At 70.6% G+C, this 21,356-nt stretch carries 20 protein-coding genes; 14 read left to right on the top strand and 6 right to left on the bottom strand.

The window, feature by feature from the left end; translation table 11 throughout:
* From M3Q35_RS21380 to M3Q35_RS21355, 6 genes are all read left to right on the top strand, one after another.
* Positions 1 to 912, top strand: a complete 912-nt coding sequence (locus M3Q35_RS21380) for a ketopantoate reductase family protein (RefSeq protein WP_273943713.1) — start codon at positions 1 to 3, stop codon at positions 910 to 912.
* Entirely contained in the window at positions 909 to 1,442 is a 534-nt protein-coding gene (locus M3Q35_RS21375; protein ID WP_273943712.1) for a CGNR zinc finger domain-containing protein, read from the top strand. Before M3Q35_RS21380 ends, M3Q35_RS21375 begins: the two co-directional genes overlap by 4 nt.
* A 58-nt stretch (positions 1,443 to 1,500) precedes the next feature.
* Positions 1,501 to 2,640 (top strand): sensor histidine kinase, encoded by a 1,140-nt coding sequence (locus M3Q35_RS21370; protein ID WP_273943711.1) that lies wholly within the window; start codon positions 1,501 to 1,503, stop codon positions 2,638 to 2,640.
* Positions 2,637 to 3,281: a response regulator gene (locus M3Q35_RS21365; RefSeq protein ID WP_273943710.1), complete on the top strand. Its 645-nt coding sequence runs from the start codon at positions 2,637 to 2,639 to the stop codon at positions 3,279 to 3,281. Before M3Q35_RS21370 ends, M3Q35_RS21365 begins: the two co-directional genes overlap by 4 nt.
* A 62-nt stretch (positions 3,282 to 3,343) precedes the next feature.
* The gene (locus M3Q35_RS21360; RefSeq protein ID WP_273943709.1) at positions 3,344 to 4,126 is read left to right on the top strand and encodes an MBL fold metallo-hydrolase; all 783 of its coding nucleotides are present in this window, start codon (positions 3,344 to 3,346) and stop codon (positions 4,124 to 4,126) included.
* Between the two features lie 120 nt (positions 4,127 to 4,246).
* Complete coding sequence (locus M3Q35_RS21355; protein ID WP_273943707.1) at positions 4,247 to 4,852, top strand: VC0807 family protein; 606 nt, start codon at positions 4,247 to 4,249, stop codon at positions 4,850 to 4,852.
* On the opposite strand, the gene M3Q35_RS21350 is transcribed toward M3Q35_RS21355, so the two are convergent.
* Entirely contained in the window at positions 4,835 to 5,290 is a 456-nt protein-coding gene (locus M3Q35_RS21350; protein WP_273943706.1) for a DUF2000 domain-containing protein, read from the bottom strand. The two genes, M3Q35_RS21355 and M3Q35_RS21350, sit on opposite strands and share 18 nt — an antisense overlap.
* A gap of 105 nt (positions 5,291 to 5,395) precedes the next feature.
* Between M3Q35_RS21350 and M3Q35_RS21345 the strand changes: the two genes are divergently transcribed.
* Positions 5,396 to 5,851 (top strand): Lrp/AsnC family transcriptional regulator, encoded by a 456-nt coding sequence (locus M3Q35_RS21345; protein ID WP_273943704.1) that lies wholly within the window; start codon positions 5,396 to 5,398, stop codon positions 5,849 to 5,851.
* A 3-nt stretch (positions 5,852 to 5,854) separates the two neighbouring features.
* Here the strand turns inward: M3Q35_RS21345 and M3Q35_RS21340 are convergent, their stop codons facing one another.
* On the bottom strand, positions 5,855 to 6,778 hold the full coding sequence (locus tag M3Q35_RS21340; protein WP_273943703.1) for a VOC family protein: 924 nt from the start codon (positions 6,776 to 6,778) through the stop codon (positions 5,855 to 5,857).
* Complete coding sequence (locus tag M3Q35_RS21335) at positions 6,778 to 7,623, bottom strand: fumarylacetoacetate hydrolase family protein (RefSeq protein ID WP_273943702.1); 846 nt, start codon at positions 7,621 to 7,623, stop codon at positions 6,778 to 6,780. The genes M3Q35_RS21340 and M3Q35_RS21335 overlap by 1 nt, the downstream gene beginning before the upstream one ends.
* Positions 7,624 to 7,706: 83 nt before the next feature.
* Between M3Q35_RS21335 and M3Q35_RS21330 the strand changes: the two genes are divergently transcribed.
* The 3 genes from M3Q35_RS21330 to M3Q35_RS21320 all read left to right on the top strand — a co-directional run bounded on the left by M3Q35_RS21330 (position 7,707) and on the right by M3Q35_RS21320 (position 13,750).
* Positions 7,707 to 8,387 carry a GntR family transcriptional regulator gene (locus M3Q35_RS21330; RefSeq protein WP_273943701.1) on the top strand — a complete coding sequence of 227 codons (681 nt, stop codon included), beginning with the start codon at positions 7,707 to 7,709 and terminating at the stop codon, positions 8,385 to 8,387.
* Between the two features lie 465 nt (positions 8,388 to 8,852).
* Positions 8,853 to 10,454, top strand: coding sequence for an FAD-dependent monooxygenase (locus M3Q35_RS21325; protein WP_273943700.1), 1,602 nt, complete (start codon positions 8,853 to 8,855; stop codon positions 10,452 to 10,454).
* A 350-nt stretch (positions 10,455 to 10,804) separates the two neighbouring features.
* Positions 10,805 to 13,750: a glycoside hydrolase family 3 C-terminal domain-containing protein gene (locus M3Q35_RS21320; RefSeq protein ID WP_273943699.1), complete on the top strand. Its 2,946-nt coding sequence runs from the start codon at positions 10,805 to 10,807 to the stop codon at positions 13,748 to 13,750.
* 100 nt (positions 13,751 to 13,850) lie between these two features.
* On the opposite strand, the gene M3Q35_RS21315 is transcribed toward M3Q35_RS21320, so the two are convergent.
* Complete coding sequence (locus M3Q35_RS21315; protein ID WP_273943698.1) at positions 13,851 to 14,825, bottom strand: LacI family DNA-binding transcriptional regulator; 975 nt, start codon at positions 14,823 to 14,825, stop codon at positions 13,851 to 13,853.
* 98 nt (positions 14,826 to 14,923) lie between these two features.
* Between M3Q35_RS21315 and xylA the strand changes: the two genes are divergently transcribed.
* The 3 genes from xylA to M3Q35_RS21300 all read left to right on the top strand — a co-directional run bounded on the left by xylA (position 14,924) and on the right by M3Q35_RS21300 (position 18,787).
* Positions 14,924 to 16,078 (top strand): xylose isomerase, encoded by a 1,155-nt coding sequence (xylA, locus tag M3Q35_RS21310; protein WP_273943697.1) that lies wholly within the window; start codon positions 14,924 to 14,926, stop codon positions 16,076 to 16,078.
* A 1-nt stretch (position 16,079) separates the two neighbouring features.
* Entirely contained in the window at positions 16,080 to 17,459 is a 1,380-nt protein-coding gene (gene xylB / locus M3Q35_RS21305; RefSeq protein ID WP_273943696.1) for a xylulokinase, read from the top strand.
* A gap of 203 nt (positions 17,460 to 17,662) precedes the next feature.
* Positions 17,663 to 18,787, top strand: a complete 1,125-nt coding sequence (locus M3Q35_RS21300; protein ID WP_273943695.1) for a glycoside hydrolase family 99 protein — start codon at positions 17,663 to 17,665, stop codon at positions 18,785 to 18,787.
* A gap of 174 nt (positions 18,788 to 18,961) precedes the next feature.
* On the opposite strand, the gene M3Q35_RS21295 is transcribed toward M3Q35_RS21300, so the two are convergent.
* Positions 18,962 to 20,338: a pyridoxal phosphate-dependent decarboxylase family protein gene (locus M3Q35_RS21295; RefSeq protein WP_273943694.1), complete on the bottom strand. Its 1,377-nt coding sequence runs from the start codon at positions 20,336 to 20,338 to the stop codon at positions 18,962 to 18,964.
* A gap of 25 nt (positions 20,339 to 20,363) precedes the next feature.
* Between M3Q35_RS21295 and M3Q35_RS21290 the strand changes: the two genes are divergently transcribed.
* Entirely contained in the window at positions 20,364 to 20,807 is a 444-nt protein-coding gene (locus M3Q35_RS21290) for a hypothetical protein (protein WP_273943693.1), read from the top strand.
* A 122-nt stretch (positions 20,808 to 20,929) separates the two neighbouring features.
* On the opposite strand, the gene M3Q35_RS21285 is transcribed toward M3Q35_RS21290, so the two are convergent.
* On the bottom strand, positions 20,930 to 21,355 hold the full coding sequence (locus M3Q35_RS21285) for a hypothetical protein (protein WP_273943692.1): 426 nt from the start codon (positions 21,353 to 21,355) through the stop codon (positions 20,930 to 20,932).
* Position 21,356: the final 1 nt, after the last annotated feature.

The raw sequence follows: 21,356 nt of genomic DNA, 5'->3' as shown, positions 1-21,356 counted from the left end.
GTGCGCATCCTGGTCATCGGCGCGGGGGCGACCGGCGGGCTGTTCGGCGCGAGGCTGGCCACGGCCGGCCGGGACGTGACCTTCCTGGTCCGGCCGCGGCGGGCCGAGCTGCTGCGCGAGCGGGGGCTGCGGGTGCACGGCGCCGGGCAGGACTTCGTGATCACGCCGAAGGTGCTGGTCACCGGTGAGATCGCCGAGACGTTCGACGTGATCCTGGTGTCGGTCAAGGCGGCCGGTCTCGAGCAGGCGATCGAGGACTTCGCGCCCGCGGTCGGCCCGGACACGCTGATCATGCCGTTCCTGAACGGGATGCGGCACCTGGCCGTGCTGGACAAGCGGTTCGGGGCGGACCGGGTGCTGGGTGGCGTGGTTCGCGTGCAGACCACTGTGGACGATGACGGCAACATCCTGCGGGTCGGGCCCTTGGAGGACATGTCCTACGGGGCGCGGGTCGGCACCTCGCCGGGGCGGCTGGCCGAGCTGCACGCGACGCTCGGCGGCGCCGGTTTCCCGGCCGAGCTGTCCGAGCACATCGACGCCGACATGTGGGCGAAGTGGGTGCTCATCGCCTCGTACGGCGGGGCGACGTGCTTGATGCGCGGCACCATCGGCCAGATCGCCGCCGCCGGGGGCGCGCAGTTCTCCGCTGCGCTGATCGACGAGTGCGCCGCCGTCGCCACGGCCGCCGGCTATCCGATGGCCGAGGCCGCCCATCAGCGGCTGCGGGCCGGTGTGGGCGATCCGGCTTCGCCGGCGGCCACGTCGATGTTCCGCGACCTGAGCAGCGGCTATCCCACCGAGGCCGAGCATCTGCTCGGCGACCTGCTGGAGCGGGCCCGCGAGCTCGACGTGCCGACGCCGCTGCTGGAGTTGGCCACCATCAGCATGCGGGTGTACGAGAGCACCCGATGACCGCCACCGACCGGTACGGCCTGGCCGCGGCCCCGGCCGAGCTCCGGCTCACCCAGGAACTGCTCAACACCGTTGGCACACATAAGTATCCGGACTGGGACCTGCTGTCCGGCATGGACACCGCGCGGGCGTGGTTCGCCGGCATCCCGGGCGCGCCGGAACTGACCTACGAGGACCTCTTCGACCTCCTGGAACTCCGTGATTCCTTGCGGCGCCTGGTAAAGGGCGAGCCGGCGACGTTGGTCGGCGCCGTCGAGATCAGGATCGACGCCGAGTCCGCCGTGGCCGTGCCGGCCGGCGCGTCGTGGTTCCAGGCCGCGGTCGCCGCGGAATGCCTGCTGGCCCGGGCAACCGGCACCTGGCCTCGCCTCAAGGTGTGCCGCAACGAGGGCTGCGCCATCGCCTTCTACGACTCTTCCCGCAACGGCAGCCGGGTCTGGTGCGACGTCGCCACCTGCGGCAACGCCGCCAACGTGCGGGCCCACCGGTCCCGGCAGGTCACCGCCGCCCCGCATTCCCCGTTGTGGTGACTGGCAATCAGACTTTCGGTCGAGGCGGCGGCAGGCGATCGGCGGCAGGATCATCGCTATGAGTCACGGCTGGACGGGCCGACGGGGTCCGCTCGTGGCCGAGTGCGTGGTGCTCGGCCTACTGCTGGCCGTGGACTTCGGCTGGGCCGTGCGCGCGGGCGTGCCGACGCAGCTGCCGAGCTCGCTGGCGTTCGAGCTCGTGCCCGGGCAGGCGCTGGCGGTGGCGGTGTTGGCCTTGCTGCGCCGGCGGTTTCCGAACCGGGTGCTGTTGCTCGGCTGCGTGGTCGCGGCGCTTTCCCTTGTCGGCACGGGAGCCCTGCTGATCACGGCCGAGTTGGGCCAGCCGCTGCCGGTGGAACTCGACGTCACCGCGCTGATGGCGTTGGCGCTGCTCATCGGCTCGGCCAGCCGGCGGCTGAACCCGGTACCGGCGGCGATCGTGGTGACCGCCGGGGCGGTGGCGATGATCGTCCAGGCGCTGTTCCGTTACGGCCTCGGCGGCCTGCTCGCGGTGCCGGTCGCCGTGCTGTGGGGCGGCGCGGTGGCCGTCGGCCTGGTGCTCAGGGACGCGGATTCCCGACGCCGCAGCGCGTTGACCGAAGTCCGCACGGGCGAACGGCTGCTGCTGGCCCGCGAGCTGCATGACCTGGTGGCGCACCACATCACCGGCGTGGTCGTGCTGGCGCAGGCCGGCCGCCGGGTCGCGCCCGAACGGGACGAGGTGTTCGGCGAGATCGAGCAGGCCGGCGCCGAGGCGCTGGCGGCGATGCGCCGGCTGGTCGGCATGCTCCGCACCGCAAACGATCTCGGGGCCACGCCGAACGATCTGCTCGACGCCGTGAAACAAGCCGTGCCGCCGGGTGTGACGCTGACCGTCCAAGATGGACTGGACGTGCTGGCGGTGACGCCCGAGGCCGCGACGACCGTGCATCGCGTGATCATGGAGTCGGTGACCAACGCCCACCGGCATGCCCCGCAGGCCCGGGAACTGGCGGTGGACGTGCACATCGACGCCGACCGGCTGGTGGTCGAGATCGTCAACGACGGCGTGCGGTCCGCCCCGACCGGCGATCGCGGGTACGGCCTGGTCGGCATGGCGGAGCGGGTCGAGGCGCTCGGCGGTAGTCTGCTGGCCGGCGCGGCGCCGGGACAGCGCTGGCGGGTGTGCGCGCGACTGCCACTGGGGAGGACCGTGTGAGCCTGCGGGTCCTGGTCGCCGACGATCAGGCCATGGTGCGGACCGGGTTCCGGCTGATCCTCACCGGCGAACCGGACATCGAGGTGGTCGGCGAGGCCGCGGACGGCCGGGAGGCCGTGGCGCTGGCCCGGCAGCTGCGGCCCGACGTGACCCTGATGGACATCAAGATGCCGGTGGTGGACGGCCTCCAGGCCACTCGCCTGCTGGCCGGCCCCGACGTGCGGGATCCGCTGCGGGTCGTCGTGGTCACCACCTTCGACCTGGACGAGAACGTGCACGCGGCGCTGCGCGCCGGGGCCTGCGGCTTCCTGCTCAAGGACGCCGGGCCGGGCCTGCTGATCGAGGCCGTGCACGCGGCGGCCAACGGCGAGGCGCTGGTGTCGCCGTCGATCACCACCCGGCTGCTGGCCCACTTCGCCGAGGCGCGGGTCGAGCGCAAGCCGCTGGAGCCGTTGACCGAGCGCGAGTTCGACGTCATCCGGCTGGTGGCCCGCGGCCGCACCAACGCCGAGATCGCGGCCGAGCTGGTCATCTCGCTGTCCACGGTGAAGACGCACCTCGGCGCGGTGCAACGGAAACTGGCCGCGCGCAACCGCACCGAAGTGGCGATCTGGGCGTGGGAGACCGGAACCGTACGGTAGGCAGACACCGGGGCAGTCACATGACTGATTCGCCGGCGGCCCCGAGCGGTCAGCATCGGCGGATGGCCGAGATTGACCGAGTGCTGGAGAAGGCGTGGCCGACCCGCCCGCCGACCGCGGTGTTCGCCGACCTGCCGCAGCGGTTCTGGGACGACCGCCCGGACCTGTGGGACGCCGCCGACGGCCGGCTGGTCAGCAGCTCCCTGACCTGGGTGATCCGCGACCGCGGTCGGGTCGTGCTGGTCGACACCGGTATCGGCAACCACAAGGACCGGCCGGACATGCCGTCGTTCCACCAGCTGGAGACCGATTTCCTGATCGCGCTGGCCGCGGTCGGGGTGGTGCCGGCCATGGTGGACGTGGTGGTGAACACCCACCTGCACGCCGATCACGTCGGCTGGAACACGCGGCTGGTCGACGACTGCTGGGTGCCGACCTTCCCCAACGCCACCTATCTCATCCCGGCGGCCGACTACGCGCATTTCGCCGACGACCAGGTGGTCGCCGACAGCGTGCGCCCGGTGGTCGAGGCCGGGCAGGCGGTGCTGTGGCGGGACTCGCACCGCGTGGCCGACGGGCTGCTGCTGGAGGCGGCGCCCGGCCACACGCCCGGGTCGAGCGTGCTCAAGCTGCGGGACGAGGCCGTGTTCGTCGGGGATCTGCTGCACAACCCGGCGCAGATCCTGGAGCCCGACGCCGACAGCATGTTCTGCCTGGACGGGGCGCGGGCGCGGCGGTCGAGGCGACAGATCCTCGGCTGGGCCGCCGATCGCGGGGCCCGGGTGCTGCCGACGCACTTCGACGGCGGCCTGGTCAGCCGGGACGGGGCGAAGTTCGCCTGCTGAGGCGTCGACCCCAGGGTGGAGACGAACCTCCACCCGGCTTCCATCCCGGAGCCGACGCACCCCCACCCCGGTCGGCGGGACGCTGAACGGCGTCGAAACCCGACCTGGGGAGGAAGAGCAATGACCACGCCGCAACCCGTCCAGCTACGCCGGTTCCTGCCGAGCATCGTGCTCAACGCGGTGGTGCCGCTGGTGGTGTACACGCTGGTGCGGCCGTATTTCGCCGACGACGTCACCGCGCTGATCATCGCCGGCGCGATCCCGCTGGCCGTCACCCTTGTCGGCTTCCTGGTGCGCCGCAAGCTGGACATCGTCGGCGCGATCTCGGTGGTCGGCTTCGTGGTCGCCGTGGCCGCGCAGCTGCTGACCGGTGGCGACGGGCTGATCGTGAAGGTCCAGGGCGTGATCATCACCGGCCCGATCGGGGTGTTGTTCCTGCTGTCGGCGTTGATCGGCCGGCCGCTGGTCGGCGTGATCTTCCAGTTCCTGTCCCGCCGCAACCCCGGCATGCGGGTGCCGACCAAGGGCCGGGCGCTGGCGCTGACCCTCGTGTTCGGCGGCATGTTCACCCTGCACGCCGTGGTCGCCGTTGCCCTCGCGCTGCTGCTGCCGACCCCGGTGTTCCTGGCCGTGTCCAACCCGATCGGCCTCGGCATCATCGCCGCCGGCCTGCTGGTGATCTTCCTGATGCGCCGCCGGTGGCACGCATCAGCCCAGCAGGCGTAGCCCGCCGACCAGCTTGTCGACCACGTTGCGCGGCCCGACCAGGCTGATCGCGTAGTAACGGAGGTCGTCGGACAAAGCCAGGGTGTCCAGGTACTCCTGGTACACCCGGCTGGTCTGCGCCGGTTCCGGCATGTCGACCACGTGCACGCCGATCTTGCCGATGGCCTTGGCCCGCACCGCGGCGACCTTGGCCCGGTCGGCGGCCAGGATCGAGCAGCCGGTCCAGGGCAGGCCCGGGTGGTGCTGGCCGACGGCGTCCGCGCCGCCGGGGCCGAGCAGCGTGGGCACGGCGTGCCCGACCGCGGCGGCCAGGCAGCCGACGGCGTTGGCGATCAGGCCGGGGTTGAGGTCGCGGTCCACGACCATCACCCACTTCAGCCGGGCCTGCCGGGTGGGCTGGTCGATGCGGATCTCGTCGGGGGCGAACGCGGGCAGCATGGCCAAGCTCCTCATGACGTGCGGTGGATGGCCGAGATGCTAGGCGGAGTCACTAGCACTTACCATGAGTGCCGAACTTCGTTCGGCACTGGAGCGGAAATACGGATGTTGGACGAACTTGATGAGGCGCTGCTGCTGGCCCTGCAGCACGATGCACGGCAGACCAACCGCGACCTGGCCGCCGCGACCGGTGTCTCGCCGTCCACCTCGCTGGAGCGAGTGCGGGGGCTGCGCGAACGCGGCGTGATCAAGGGCTACCTGGTGGACGTCGACCTGCCGGCCATCGGCCGCGGCGTGCAGGCGCTGATCGCGGTGCGCATCCGGCCGCCGTCCCGCCGCCACATCGAGGCGTTCCGGCAGTGGGCCGCCCGGCTGCCCGAGACCATTGGCGTTTTTGTGGTCTCCGGCAGCGAGGACTTCCTCATTCACGTGGCCGTGCCGGACAACAACAGCCTGTACAGCTTCGTCATCGACCGGTTGACCGAGCGCCCCGAGGTCGCGGACGTGCGGACCAGCGTGGTGTACGAGCACATCCGCAACCCGAGGATCGCCCCGGCGTAGACCTCAGCCGGGCTGGTGCGAGCCGGTCATCAGCTCGGCCAGGTCCTCGGGCTTGATGAACGACGGCGGCGGCTTCGGCCCCCAGTTGAACAGACCCTTGGCCCCCTCAAGGACTTCCGGCTTCCACACCGCGTCCTCGACGATGCAGTCCATGTCGGAGTAGTACTCCGAGAAGTTGCCGGCCGGATCCTTGAGGTACCAGAAGAAGTTCGAGCCGGCGTGGTGCCGGCCGAGGCCCCAGACGTGCCGCTCGGGGTGCTCCTCCAGCATGGCCGACGCGCCGCGGCCGACCTCGTCGATGTCGTCGACCTGCCAGGAACTGTGGTGCATGTAGGTGACGGGTGCCTTGAGCACCAACACGTTGTGGTGATCGGTGGAGCAGCGCAGGAACGCGCCCTCGTGCTTCATCTCGTCGCTCAGCTTGAAGCCGAGGCCGTCGGTGAAGAACCGGCGGGTGGCGCCGTAGTCGGTGGAGCCGATCACGACGTGCCCGAGCTTGCGCGGCTTGACCTTGTTGGTACGCAAGATGCCCGGCGTGCGTGCGCCCACGCGGACCACGTGGCCGGGGGCGTTGAACGGCGGCGGGATGGTCGGCTCCTGCGCGATACGCGGCGCGATCCGGACCACGGCGCGCACGCCGGTCGCCGGCTCCACCGCCGTCACGCTCTCGACGTTCTTGTCCACGGAGATGTCGATGCCGGCCAGCCGTGAGGCCACGGCACCGAGGTCGTCGGCGTCATCGGCCCGTACGGCGACCTCGACCAGCCGCCGCGTCGGCGCCGGCACGATCCGCAGCTGGCGACCGCCGTCCACAGTGGACAGCCAGCCGTCATCCGACGGCGTGAGGCCGAATTCCGTGTAGTAGGCGGTGGTCGCGGCCACGTCCGGGACGCCGATGGTGATGGCCGCCAGACCGTGCAGAGCCATCACGCACCGCCGCTGAACGTGTGGCGCATGGTGCCGATGCCCTCGATGTAGGTCACGAGTTCCTCACCCGGCTTGAGGAAACGCTGCGGCTTGCGGCCCATGCCCACGCCGGACGGGGTGCCGGTGAAGATGATGTCGCCGGGCAGCAGCGGCGTGATGGCCGACAGCCAGGACACCAGCTCGGCCACCGAGAACACCAGGTCGTCGGTGCGGCCCTTCTGCACCTGCTCGCCGTCGATCAGGCAGCCCAGCTCCAGGTCGTCACGGTCGGGCAGCTCGTCCGGCGTGACCACGACCGGGCCCAGCGGCCCGAAACCGGGGTAGGACTTGGCCATGCTGAACTGCGGCGCCGGGCCGGTCCGCTGGAGCTCGCGCTCGGACAGGTCCTGGCCGACGGTCAGGCCGGCGACGTGGTCCCAGGCGTCGGCGACGGCCACGTGGTCGGCGGCCCTGCCGATGATCGCGACCAGCTCGACCTCCCAGTCCACGCTGCCCGGCGGCAGCGCGATCTCGCCGGTCGGGCCGGTCAGGCAGGTGACGAACTTGGTGAACACGGTCGGCGAGTCGGGCACGGCGAAGCCCGACTCCTTGGCGTGCTCGGTGTAGTTCAGGCCGATGGCGTAGATCTGCCGGGGCCGGGGGACCGGGTTGCCGTAGTCCGCGGGCGACACCGCGACCGCCGAGCTGTCGTCCAGCGTCGCGGCGAACGCCGTCACCTCGTCCCACTGCTCGTAGGCGAGCTGGATGTCCGGCGAGAACCGGCCGCCGCTGGCGTCGGCCAGGTCCACGGCGCGGTCGGGCGCGGTCAGGACGGCCGCGCGGCCGTTGATGTCGGCCAGCCTCATGGTGGTGCCTCCCTCGGGTCGTCACCTGATTGAAGCAACTTTCGAAAGTTGAGTCAACGTTCGCACTGAGGTAGTTTCTGTGCATGGCGACCACCGGCACCGGGGCCACCCGCACCGACGGCGTGCACGCGCGACTGCGCGAGGACATCCTCGGCGGCGTGCTGCCGCCCGGGCAGCGGCTGAAGTTCCCCGAGCTGTGCCGGCGCTACGACACCTCGGTCGGGGCCGCGCGCGAGGCGCTGACCAGGCTCGCGTCCGCCGGATTGGTCCGCAGCCAGGCCCATCAGGGCTACGTCGTGACGCCGCTGTCGGTCGAGGACCTGTCCGAGCTGACCATCGCCCGCGTCGAGGTGGAATGCCTGGTGCTGCGCATGGCCATCGCCGAGGGCGACGTGCGCTGGGAGGCCGATGCCATTGCCGCGCACCACCTGCTGGAACGCGCGCCCTACCTCGACCCCGACAATCCGGCCAGATCAACGGCCGAATGGTCGGCCGCCCACACCGCCTTCCATGAGGCGCTGCTGGCCGGCTGCGGCAATCGCCGACTTCGTGACGTGGCCAATGGTCTGCGCGATGAGGCCGAACTCTACCGACAGTGGTCCATTACGCCGGCCCAGGCCAAGGGGCGCGACGTCGCTGCCGAACACCGCGCGATCCTCGACGCCGTGATCTCCCGTGACACCGACCTGGCGGTGCGGCTGCTGGGTGAGCACATCTCGCTGACCACGCAGCTGCTCAAGGACGCGGCCGAGCCCGGGCAGTGACGTCGCCCACAGCGCACCCGGGCCGGGCCAGCTGCTCCGGCATCGAACCGGTTCCCGTCCGGCCGCTGCCGGCGGCCGGCCCGTCCGCGGACGATCTCGGCCGCCGATCCGGTTTTGGATCGGCGGCACAATGTATGACGGCATGACGAACCGCACGCGTGTGCGAATCCAGGAGAATGCCCTGGTGAAGTCGGTGTCTGGCAAAGGTTTTCCGACTGCGGGCCCGTTACATTAATTCATGACCGCGTCAATGTATACAATTCCGGACCGCTGACCGCTTTCGCCACCGCATCAATTCGGGCATCGAACGCAAGGCCGATCGGGCACGCGGACTTGACCGGTTCGACGGGGCCGTGCGCAGAATTGACGTGAATGCGGCACACGTCGCGATGGGGGGTTGGCAGTGCGGGAATTCGATCCACCGTTCCGTGTCGGCGGTGCGCGCGTGGCGGCGGTGTGAACGAGATGTCCGGGACGCGGAAGCGGTGGGACGACGTGGACGAGACCGATGTGCTGATCGCCGGGGCCACCCCGGCCGGCCTCGCGCTCGCGCTCGACCTCGAGCGGCGCGGGGTGCGCTGCCTCGTGCTGGAAACGGGCGACGGCCGGGTGGAGACACCCGAGGTCAGCCCGATCGGACCGCGTTCGATGGAGCTGTTCCGGCGCTGGGGGGTGGCCGAGAAGATCCGCTGCGCCGAGTTCCCCGGCCGGCGGCCGGCCGACATCGCCTGGGTCACGCAGGTCGGCGGACACGAGATCCACCGGTTCGAGCGGTTCACGCACGACACGCACACGCCCGAGCCCGAGCAGATCTGCCCGGAGGACTGGCTGCTGCCGGTGCTCCAGACCGCCGTCGGCACCCATCCGGGCGGCGCGATCCTGTTCCGGCACCGGCTCGACGGCTTCACCCAGGACGGCGCCGGCGTCACCGCCCGGGTCAGCCGGCTGGGCGAGGGCGACACGACCACCATCCGCGCCGACTATCTCGTCAGCACCGAAGGGCCGTGTTCGCTGGTCCGCAGCGCCTGCGGGATCCAGTCCACGCCGCGGTTCGAGCCGCAACTGCTGCGCAGCATCGTGTTCCGCGCGCCGCGGCTGGCCGAGGGACTGGCCGCCCGCGGCCACCGGCCGGCGCTGACGTACTTCCTGCTCCAGTCCGGCGGCTCACGCTTTCCGTTGCAGGCCATGGACAACTGCGGCACGTTCAAGCTGATCGCGGGCAGTGAGGTCGGCGCGGTCGACGCGGCGACGCTGGTGCGCGACGCGATCGCCTTCGACACGCCGACCGAGGTGCTGTCCGACGAGCAGAGCCACGTGCCGCACATGGTGGCCGACCGCTACCGGTCCGGGCGGGTGTTCCTGGTCGGCAACGCGGCTCACACGTTGTCCGCGCCCGGCGGCTTCGGCCGCACCATCGCCATCGCCGACGCGGCCGACCTGGGCTGGAAGCTGGCCGCGGAGCACGACGGCTGGGCCGGCGCCGGGCTGCTCGACAGCTATGACGCCGAGCGGCGGCCGGTCGCGCTCGAAGGCCTTGAGGCGGCGGGCATCGCCCTGCGCACCCGCGGTTCCGACGACCTGTCGAGCCGGCTGCGGGACGACGACTCGGACGGCGTGCTGGCCCGTACCGAGCTGGGATTGCAGCTGGCCGAGAGCGTCGCCCACTGGGACGTGGACGCGCCGGAGGTCCACTTCGGACACGGCTACACCTCGTCGCTGGTCATCGGCGACGAGGTGAAGATGGTCGCGCCGTGGCGGCCGAGCAGCGATCCGGGGTTCCGGGCCGCCCATGCCTGGCTGCGGCCCGGAGTGTCCACTTTGGACGTTTTCGGGGACGGCTTCGTGTTGCTGTGCTTCGCGCCGAACGAGCGGCTCGACGCCGTGGTGCGGGCCTTCGCGCGGCGCGGCGTGCCGCTGCAGATCCTCAAGTGCGCCGATCCGGCGGTCGCCGAGCTGTACCGGCAGCCGTACGTGCTGGTCCGCCCGGACGATCACGTCGCCTGGCGCGGCCGGCAGCTGCCGGACGACCCGCTGTTGCTGGCGGACATGGTGCGCGGCGCCTGTTGACGGTTTTTGGGGGCCGGGTCGCCGCCGCCACGGCGACCCGGCCTGTCCGTGTGTCCCGGCGCGGGCCCCACTGCCCGCGGTACGGGGTCTGAGCAGGAGCTTCATCCCGCCGACCCCCGCGAGCCGAGAGCGGGGCCGACGGATCGGGCAGGCTCCGGAACCGGTTCCGAAGGTGTGTGGTGCAGTTAACAACGGTGTGACGCCCACGTCAAGAGCGACGGTTGACAGCGTTCGTAGCCTGAGGGTGAGAGCGTTCCCACGGCCGGGCCCACCTCCCGGCCGGGCGATCCGCGAGCCGCACGTCCCTGCCCACCGTGCGAAGGGTTCGCCGCCCCATGAGATCTGGCCCCGTGAGATCCATCCATCTGCTCGTGGCCGCGCTCGCGGCCGTCATCGTGACCGCCCTGCTCACCGTGCCCGGCGTCGGCCACGCCGCGCCCACCCTGCTCTCCCAGGGGCACACCGCCACCGCCTTGACCACCGAGAACGCCGCCTTCCCGGCCTCGGCGGCCGTGGACGGCGACCCCGGCACCCGCTGGTCGAGCCAGGCCGCCGACCCGCAGTGGCTGGCCGTCGACCTCGGCGGCCCGCACACGCTGACCCAGGTTGTGCTGAACTGGGAAACCGCCTACGCCAAGGCGTTCCAGCTCCAGGTGTCCTCGGACAACGTCAACTGGACCAACCTGACCCCGGTGACCGCGGGTGTCGTCGGCGTGCAGACGCTGTCGGTGTCCGGCACCGGCCGCTACGTGCGGATGTACGGCACCCAGCGCGCTACCCAGTGGGGGTATTCGCTGTGGGAGTTCCAGGTCTACGGCGACGATGTCGCCGCGGCCTGCAACACCGGCGTGAACTCGGCCCTGAACCAGCCGGTGCTGGCATCGTCCACACAGGACGCCGGCGCGTTCCCGGCAACCGCCGCCGTAGACGGAAATTCGGGCACCCGGTGGTCCAGCGCCGCCTCCGATCCGCAGTCGCTTCGCGTCGACCTGGGCAGCGTGCGCCAGGTCTGCGGTGTCGAGCTGGACTGGGAGGCGGCCTACGCGTCGTCGTTCCAGGTGCAGATCTCCAATGACGGCAACAGTTGGAGCAATCTGACCCAGCCGATGGCCGGCGTGGCCGGCAACCAGGTCCTGACCGTCAACGGATCCGGCCGCTACGTGCGGATGCTCGGCACCGCGCGGGCCACCCAGTGGGGCTATTCGTTGTGGGAGTTCATCATCCACACCGTCGGCGCGCCGCCGACCACGACAACCCAGCCACCGGGCAACTGCCCGTGGTCGAACTCGACCGCGCCGGTCGCCGACCGGGTGAACCAGCTGATGGCCGCCATGACCAACGCGCAGAAGGTCGTCGTGCTGCACGGAAATGGGGCCACCGGGCCGTACATCGGCAACACCGACCCGATCCCGGCGCTGTGCGTGCCGGCGATGGGGTTGCAGGACGGGCCGGCCGGCGTCGGCGACAGCCTCGACGGCGTGACCGAGCTGCCCGACCCGACCGCGGTCGCCGCGACCTGGGACGTCAACGCGGCCAAGCAGTACGGCACCGTGATGGGACAGGAGTTCGCCGGCAAGGGCGCGAACGTGGTGCTCGGGCCGACGATCAACATCGTCCGGGATCCGCGCTGGGGCCGGGATTTCGAGACCTACAGCGAGGATCCCTACCACGCCGGGCAGACCGCCGTCGGCACCGTGCAGGGCATCCAGGGCCAGGGCGTGATGGCGCAGGTCAAGCACGCCGCCGCCTACAACGTCGAGGGCGGCGCGTCACGGGGAACCCCGTCGGACAACGTGATCATCGATGACCGCACGATGCACGAGATCTACCTGCCGGCCTTTCAGGCCGCGTTGACGCAGGGGCAGGCCGCGTCGGTGATGTGCGCCTACAACCAGATCAACGGCACCCCGGCCTGCCAGGACTCGGCCGTCATGAACACCGCCCTGAAGCAGGACACCGGATGGGGCGGATTCATCGGCTCCGACTGGGGTTCGGCCACCGGCGGCGCGCCGCAGCTGGCCAACGGCGGGCTGGACATGGAGATGCCCGGCGGTGCGTTCTTCGGGCAGGCGCTGATCGACGCCGTGAACCAGGGCCGGGTGTCACAGTCCACTGTGGACGACATGACCCGGCGGGTGCTGACCCAGATGTTCCGGTTCGGGCTGTTCGACCACGGACCCACCGGCAACACCGGCGCGGTGGTGACCAGCGCCGCGCACACCCAGGTGGCGCAGGACGTGGCCGCGCAGGGATCGGTGCTGCTGAAGAACAACGGCGTGCTGCCGCTGGCGTCGTCGGTGAAGTCGATCGCGCTGCTCGGCGGGGATGCCATCGACCCGCAGAACATCGGCGGCGGCAGCGCCAAGGTCAATCCTTCACCCGCCGCGGTCAATCCGATCAACGGAATCACTAAGCGCGCGGGTGCCGGTGTGAGTGTGCAGTGGGTGGCCGGCGCCGGCGAACACGTGCAGACGCCGGACATTCCGGCCGCCGTGGCGCTGGCGCAGAAGTCGGACGTGGCGGTCGTCTTCGCCTCGTACGGGGAGAGCGAGACCGACGACCTGAGTTCGATCGACCTCCAGTTCTCGCAGAACGACCTGATCAGCGCGGTCGCGGCGGCCAATCCGCGGACCATCGTCGTGCTCAACACCGGTTCGGCCGTGACGATGCCGTGGCTGAACAGCGTGGCCGGGGTGATCGAGGGCTGGTATCCCGGGCAGGAGAACGGCAACGCCATCGCCGCGCTGCTGTACGGCGACGTCAACCCGTCCGGCAAGCTGCCGGTCACGTTCCCGCGCAGCATCGTCGACATGCCGACCGCGTCCACGCAGCAGTTCCCCGGGGCCAACGACCGGATCGAGTACTCGGAGGGCATGAACGTCGGCTACCGCTGGTACGACTCCCGCAACATCACGCCGTTGTTCCCCTTCGGATTCGGGCTGTCGTACACCACGTTCGGCTTCTCGGGCCTGACGGTTTCCGCGCAGGCCAACGGTTCCGCCACCGTGCGGGCGACCGTGACCAACACCGGGACGCGAGCCGGCGCCGAGGTGGCCCAGCTCTACGTCGGCCAGCCCGCCGCCAACGGCGAGCCGCCGCACCAGCTGAAGGGATACCAGAAGGTCACCCTGAGCCCGGGGCAGAGCCAGGTCGTCACCTTCACCCTGACGCCACGGGATCTCGCCCACTGGAACGGAACATGGTCGACGAACACCGGTTCCTACGGTGTTTTCGTCGGCGACTCGTCGCGCAACCTGCCGCTGACCGGGACCATCACCGTGACCACGGCCACCTGACCCCGAAGCCCCAACCCCCGCGAGTCCCGCCCACAGTCACACCGAAATGCATGAATCTGTTTCACGCATTCGGTGTGACGCTAAGCGGGACTCGCGGGGGTCAGGCGGAGTCTCTGACTACCAGGGAGGTCGGCACCACGTGCGGCTCGTCCGGCAGGGGAGTGCCGTTGAGCAGGTTGTCCAGCAGCAGGCTGGCCGCCGCCTCGCCCATCTCACGCGAAGGCTGGCGGACGGTGGTCAGCGCCGGCACGGAATGGGTCGCCAGGGCGATGTCGTCGAAGCCGATCACGGCGACGTCGCCCGGCACCGAGCGGCCGGCCTCGCGCAGGCCGTCCAGCGCGCCGACGGCCATCATGTCGTTCTGCGCGAAGACGCCGTCGAACTCGACACCGGAGGCGAGAATCTCGCGGATGGCGGCCAGGCCGCCCTCGGGCGTGAAGTCGCCCTCGACGAGCGCGACTTCGGCCATGACGTCACGAAAGCCCTGCACCCGCTCCACCGTGCAGCCGAACCCGGCCGGCCCGGTGATCATCGCGACTCGGCGGCGACCCCTGGACACGAGGTGCCGGGCGGCCGACGCGGCGCCGGCGCGGTTGCTGGTGGAGACGGAGGGAAAACCGGGGTGGTGCCCGCGGTCGTCGATCATCACGACCGGCAGCCCGGACTCGTGCAGGGTCTGGATGTAGCTGAGCGTGTCCGGCGGCTCGACCAGCAGCAGCCCGTCGAACGCCTTGGCCGACACGTGCCGGGAGAACTGGGTCATGGAGTCGGCGCCGCGGTTGACGGTGTTCAGCAGCAGCCCGTAGCCCTTGGCCTCCAGCACGTCGGCCACGCCCTGGAGCACGTCGCCCATCCAGGGCCAGGTCAGCCCGGGGACCAGCATGCCGACGGTGTTGGTGCGCCCCTTGGCCAGCCCGACCGCGCCCGCGCTGGGGATGTAGCCGGTGGCGGCGATCACCTCGCGGACCCGGATCGCGGTCGCCGCGTCCACATCCGACTTGTTGTTCAGCACCCGCGACACGGTCGTCTTGCTCACCCGTGCCCGCCGGGCGACCTCGGCGATCGTGACCCGCATGAGCTCACGTTACCTGGCCGCGCGCGTGGGCAACACGCGGCGGTTGACACCGGCCGGCAGACACTTAGTATGGGCACTGAACTAACTAAGGAGGCGCTGTGCAGCCCACGCGGGAAGACAGGTTCAGCTTCGGTCTGTGGACGGTCGGCTGGCCCGCCAACGACCCGTTCGGCGACGCGACCCGGCCGGCCCTCGACCCGGTCGAGTCCGTGCACCGGCTGGCCGAGCTCGGCGCATGGGGCGTCTCCTTCCACGACGACGACCTGATCCCGTTCGGCGCCGACGACGCCGTGCGCGAGGACCGGATCGCCCGGTTCCGCAAGGCGTTGGACGAGACGGGCATCGTGGTGCCGATGGCCACCACGAACCTGTTCAAACACCCCGTGTTCAAGGACGGCGGCTTCACCAGCAACGACCGCTCGGTGCGGCGTTTCGCGCTGCGCAAGGTGTTGCGCAACATCGACCTCGCCGCCGAGCTGGGCGCGAGCACGTATGTGCTGTGGGGCGGGCGTGAGGGCTCCGAGACCGATGCGGGCAAGGACGTGCGGGCCGCGCTGGACCGCTACCGCGAGGCGATGAACGTGCTCACGCAGTACGTGGTCGACCAGGGGTACGACATCCGGTTCGCGTTGGAGCCCAAGCCGAACGAGCCCCGCGGCGACATCCTGCTGCCGACGATCGGCCACGCCCTCGGCTTCATCTCCACCCTGGCGCACTCCGACCTCGTCGGTCTCAACCCCGAGGTCGGGCACGAGCAGATGGCCGGGTTGAACTTCGTGCACGGCATCTCGCAGGCGCTGTGGCAGGGCAAGCTGTTCCACATCGACCTGAACGGGCAGAAGGGGCCGCGGTTCGACCAGGACCTGATCTTCGGCCACGGCGACCTGCTGTCCGCCTTCTTCCTCGTCGACCTGCTGGAGAACGGCGGTTACGACGGGCCACGGCACTTCGACTACAAGCCGCTGCGTACCGAGGACGTCGACGGCGTGTGGGCCAGCGCGGCCGCCAATATGCGGACCTACCTGTTGCTCAAGGAGCGGGCCGCGGCGTTCCGTGCCGACCCGGCGGTGCAGGAAGCCTTGGCGCAGGCCAAGGTTGCCGAGCTGGCCGAGCCCACGCTGGCTCCCGGCGAGACCGTGGCCGACCTCCGGGCCGCCGACGCCGACTTCGACCCGGATGCCGTGGGCGCCCGCGGTTACGGCTTCGTCGAGCTGTCGCAGCTGGCCGTCGAGCACGCGTTGGGAGCCCGCTGACATGACGCTCGTCGCCGGGATCGACTCGTCCACCCAGTCCTGCAAGGTGGTCGTGCGGGACGCCGACACCGGGGCCCTGGTCCGCTCGGGCCGGGCCGTCCATCCGGTCGGCACGGAGGTCGATCCGGCGGCGTGGCAGCAGGCGCTGGACACGGCCATCGCGGACGCCGGCGGGCTTGACGACGTCGCCGCGCTCGCCGTCGGCGCCCAACAGCACGGCATGGTGTGCCTGGACGAGTCCGGCGACGTCGTCCGGCCGGCATTGCTGTGGAACGACACCAGGTCGGCAGCCGCCGCGGCCGACCTGGTGTCGGAGCTCGGCGGGCCGGAGGCGTGGGTCGACGCCGTCGGCAGCGTGCCGGTGGCGTCGTTCACCATCACCAAGCTGCGCTGGCTGGCCGAGCACGAGCCGGCCAACGCCGCCCGTACCACCGCGGTGTGTCTGCCGCACGACTGGTTGACGCAGCGGCTGACCGGCGGCGATCGGCACACGGATCGCAGTGATGCCAGCGGAACCGGCTACTGGTCGCCGTCTTCCGGTTCGTACCGCGAGGATCTGCTCGCCCAGGCCTTCGGCCGCACCCTCGAGCTACCGCGCGTGCTCGAGCCCTCGGCCGCCGCCGGCCACACGGCTTCCGGTGCCCTGGTGGCCGCCGGCGCCGGCGACAATGCGGCGGCAGCCCTTGGCGTGCAGGCGGAACCGGGCGATGTCGTGGTGTCCATCGGCACCTCCGGCACGGCCTTCGCGTCCAGCGTCAAGCCGGCCGGCAGTCTGGTCGTGAACGGCTTTGCCGACGCGCAAGGCCGTTTCCTGCCGTTGGTGTGCACGTTGAACGCCGCCCGGGTGCTCGACGCCACGGCCCGAATGCTGCGTATCGGCGTGGACGAGCTGTCGTCGTTGGCCCTGTCGGCCCCGCCCGGTGCCGGCGGTCTCGTGCTGGTGCCGTACCTGGAGGGCGAGCGCACCCCCAACCGGCCCGATGCCTCCGGAACGTTGCACGGGCTTCGGCTGGACACCGCCACGCCCGCACACCTGGCCCGGGCTGCCGTCGAGGGCCTGCTGTGCAGTCTCGCCGACGCCGTGGATGCCTTGGTGGAGCTGGGCATTCCGGCGTCCCGCGTGGTGATCGTCGGCGGCGGCGCCAGATCCGAGGCGGTCCGTCGGATCGCGCCCACGGTTTTCGGTTGCCCCGTCGTGGTTCCCGAGCCGAGCGAATTCGTCGCCGACGGCGCCGCCAGACAGGCCGCTTGGGCGTTGAGCGGGGCGATCGACCCTCCACAGTGGAGCGCGCTCACTTCCCGCTGCTACGAGGCGCTTCCGGTGCCTTCCGTGCGTGAGCGCTACACGTATGCCCGCGAACTGGTGCTCGACCGTCCATAACAGACCCGTTGCGCCCCAGCCACTTTCGGCCTAGTCTCGCCCCACTGGCGAGGTCCTTGCCGCCACAAGGGTCTTCTTGTCAACGATGACAAGGAGTATTCGACATGGGATTGTCTCGACGGGCCTTTCTCGCCGCGGCGGCCGCTGCCGCCGCGGGCACGGCCTACTTACCCAGCGCGTCCGCGAGTCCGGTCGGTGACGTCGTGGGCAGGATAACCGTGGGCTACCAGGGTTGGTACGCCTGCATCGGCGACGGTGCCCCGATCAACACGTGGTGGCACTGGAGCCAGAACGGCGGCCAGGCCCCGTCGCCTTCGAACAACAACACCATCAAGGCGTGGCCGGACATGCGGGAGTTCACTAGGGGCTACCAGACCGGGTACGGCAACCTCAACAACGGCAATCCAGCCACCCTGTTCTCTTCGTACGACCAGCAAACCGTGGACATGCACTTCGGGTGGATGAGCGCCTACGGGTGCGACACCGCGGCCCTGCAACGCTTCAACCCCAACGGCAGCGAGGGTCCGACCCGCGACGCCATCACCGCCAAGGTGCGGTCGGCGGCCGAGACCCATGGCGTGAAGTTCTACATCATGTACGACGCCAGCGGTTGGACGAGCATGCAGTCGGAGATGAAAGCCGACTGGACCAACAAGATGCGCGCCTACACCTCATCGTCGGCGTATGCGCGCCAGAACGGCAAGCCGGTCGTCGGCATCTGGGGCTTCGGCTTCAGCGACGGGAATCACCCGTGGGACGCCGGCACCTGCCTCGACGTGATCAACTGGTTCAAGGGGCAGGGCTGTTACGTCGTGGGCGGCGTGCCACGGGAATGGCGCGTCGGCGGCGCCGGCACCCGCACCGGTTTCCTCGACACCTACCACGCTTTCAACATGATCTCCCCGTGGATGGTCGGCGCCATCAGCGATGCCGCCGGTTCCGACAACGTCTACAACACCATCAACGTCGGTGATCAGGCCGATTGCACCAGCCACGGCATCGACTACCAGCCGTGCGTCCTCCCCGGCGACGTGTCGGCCCGTCAGCGCCGGCACGGCGATTTCATGTGGCGGCAGTTCTACAACATGGTTCGTGTTGGCGCGCAGGGCATCTACATATCGATGTTCGACGAGTTCACCGAGGGCAACCAGATCGCCAAGACCGCCCCGGATTCGTCGTGGGTGCCGGCCGGCTCCGGCCTGCTGGGCCTGGACGAGGACGGCACCTGGTGCTCGTCGGACTACTACCTGCGCCTCACCGCCGACGGCGGCCGCATGCTCAAGAAGCAGATCGCCCTGACCCCCGCCCGACCGACCAGCCCGAGCTGATCCGGCCGCCCTCGACTGCCAGGTTCACCGAGTATAATTGAATTTCGGGGGATCCCTGACGAAGTCGATCTTCGAGTGAGCGGGCTGCCAGGTTCGAGGTCTACACTGGAATCGGGGGCCTGCTCAGCACGGTTGATCAAGGCGGGGCGGAGGCGGCCTGCGGCCTGCGCCCCGTCACACCCCCAAGGCCCGGCACACCCGGTCGACGTCGGCCGAGGTGGTGCGCCAGTTGCTGAAGGCGGCGCGAATGGCCGGGACTCCCTTGTAGACGGTCGGCGTCAGGAACGCCTCGCCGCTGCGGGACAAGGCATCCAGTACCTCAGGGATCCCACGACCCACGGGCGCGAAGCAGACCACGTTGAGCCGTACCGGGGCCAGCAGCCGCCAATCCTCGCTGGCGGCGAGTCGAGTGCCCATCTCCTGAGCACAGGCGATGTTGCGCTCGACGATCTCCCGATAACCCTTGCGGCCGTACGCGAAGAGCGCGAACCACGCCGGCAGTGCCCGCAGACGGCGGGACGTCTCCGGCGTGAGGTGCATCGGGTCGGGCACGGCCCCGGGCGTGCCGAGATAGGGCGACTGGTTCTCGAACACCCGCACCTGGAGATCCTGCCGGCGGGTGAACTGCACCGCCGAGTCGTACGGCACGTTCAACCATTTGTGCAGGTCGACACACACGGAATCGGCCCTCTCCCAGCCGTCCAGCAGCCCCGCATACGTCGGTGACACCGCCGCGAAGCCACCGAACGCGGCATCCACGTGCAGCCAGAACTGATAGCGGGCCTTCAGGTCCGCGATGGCCCGGATGTCGTCGAAGTCCACCGTGTTGACCGTGCCGGCATTGGCCACCACGATCGCCGGCCCTTCGGCCAGTTCCCGTTCCAGTGCGCCGACATCGACCGCTTCGCGATCCGGCAGTGTAGGCACGGAGATCAGTCGCTTGCGCCCGATTCCCAGTATCGACAACGACTTCCCGATGCTCGAATGCGGCGTGCCGGACAGCACCCGCACCGGTTCGGCCAGCCCCTCATCGGTCACCGAGACCCCGCGCAGCGTGCCCAGCCATTCGCGGCCGATGGCCAGCCCGACCAGGTTCGACATCGTCGCCCCGGTCACGAACGCACCCGGCAGATCCAGTCCGAACAGCGATCCCAGCCACGCCACCGCTTCGCGCTCCAGCGCCACCGCCGACGACCCGACCGACCCGTGCGCATTCTGGTCGAGGGTCGACGTCAGCCAGTCCCCGGCCAGCGCCGCCGGCGTCGAGCCCCCGGTCACGAAGCCCAGGTAGCGTGGGCCCGCACTGCTCGCGAACCCCGGCTCCCACCGGTCGGCGAACGCCTCCATCGCCGCCCGCAGCCCCGCCCCCGACTCCGGCAGCCCCACCGCTCCCGGTTCCGCACCCACGACCGAGACCGGGAGGTCGTCCGAGCCGGCCATGACCGCGGCCGGGCGGTTGTCGAGGCCGGCGAGGATGCGGGTCGCGTAGTCGCGGGTCTGCGTCAGCAGCTCGGGCAGGTCGGCCAGGTCCTCGGCCAGTTTCGCGAACATGGGGCCAAGACTAGGGTGGCCGGTCATGTGGGTGCGGACCGTTGTCGCCGTGGCGGTGATCGCTGCCCTGGTCACGACCGGGGTCGTGATCGGCCGTGCCACCGCGCCCCGGCCGCCGCTCACGCTGGCCCACGCCGACAACGACACCGACGACGGCCCGCCCGCGCCCGGCACCCGCGAGGTGACCGGCCGCAGCGGAAATGCGACCCTGCGCGTGGCGGTGTCGCCGGCCAACGGCTGGCTGGGCATCGAGATCGAAGACGCCACCGTGCCACGCGGCACCCGCTGCCGGCTGTTCGCCTACGACCATGCCGGCAAGGCCTACGAGGCCGGCGGCTGGGTCCAGAGCGACCAGCCGCCCTTCCCCATCTACGGCGCGGTCACGCTCGACCCCTCGGACCTGGCCTCGGTCGCGGTGGTCGACGACCGTGGCGCGACGGTGGTCAGTGCCGATATCCCGCCGGCGTAAGACCTGTAACCGGTTATGGGTCTTACATCGGCGTGAGGGCCTCGCGTCGGTGGCCGTGGTCGACGGCGGCCGCGCCGGCGTAAGACCTCAAAGCGGCTTGGGTCTTACATCGGCCGAAGACCTCACGTCGGTGTCGGGTCGCCGGGTAGCCAGGTCGTGGTGGTTGTCGCCGTGAGCTGGCGGGACGTGGTCGTGGTCAGGTCGGCGGCGCCGGTCCCGGCCGCGGTGTCGTCGGGAGCACCGGTGCCGGTGGTGGTCCTGGTGCCGCTCGTGGTCGTGGTGACGGTGGTGGTCGCGGCGGGCACTGTGGCGGGCGGCGGGGGAGGTGCGGCGGGCTCGGCCGGGCGGGTGGCGAGCAGCAGCACGGACAGGGTGGCGCCGGCGAGCACGACCAACGCCCCGGCGGCGGCGCCGCCCCAGCGCAGCAGGCGGATGCGGCGGCCTCGGCGGGCGATGGTCGCCGGGGTGAAGCCCAGCGGCGGACCGGGCTGGTCACCGGCCCGGGCCAGCAGGGCCCGCACCTTCTCGGCATCGAGATCGGGGTCCACG

It is taken from the genome of Kutzneria chonburiensis, assembly GCF_028622115.1.
In the GTDB taxonomy this organism is placed as follows: Bacteria; Actinomycetota; Actinomycetes; order Mycobacteriales; family Pseudonocardiaceae; genus Kutzneria; species Kutzneria chonburiensis.
Note: the sequence above shows the minus strand (reverse complement) of the source record. Positions and strands in the feature narration are given on the sequence as shown.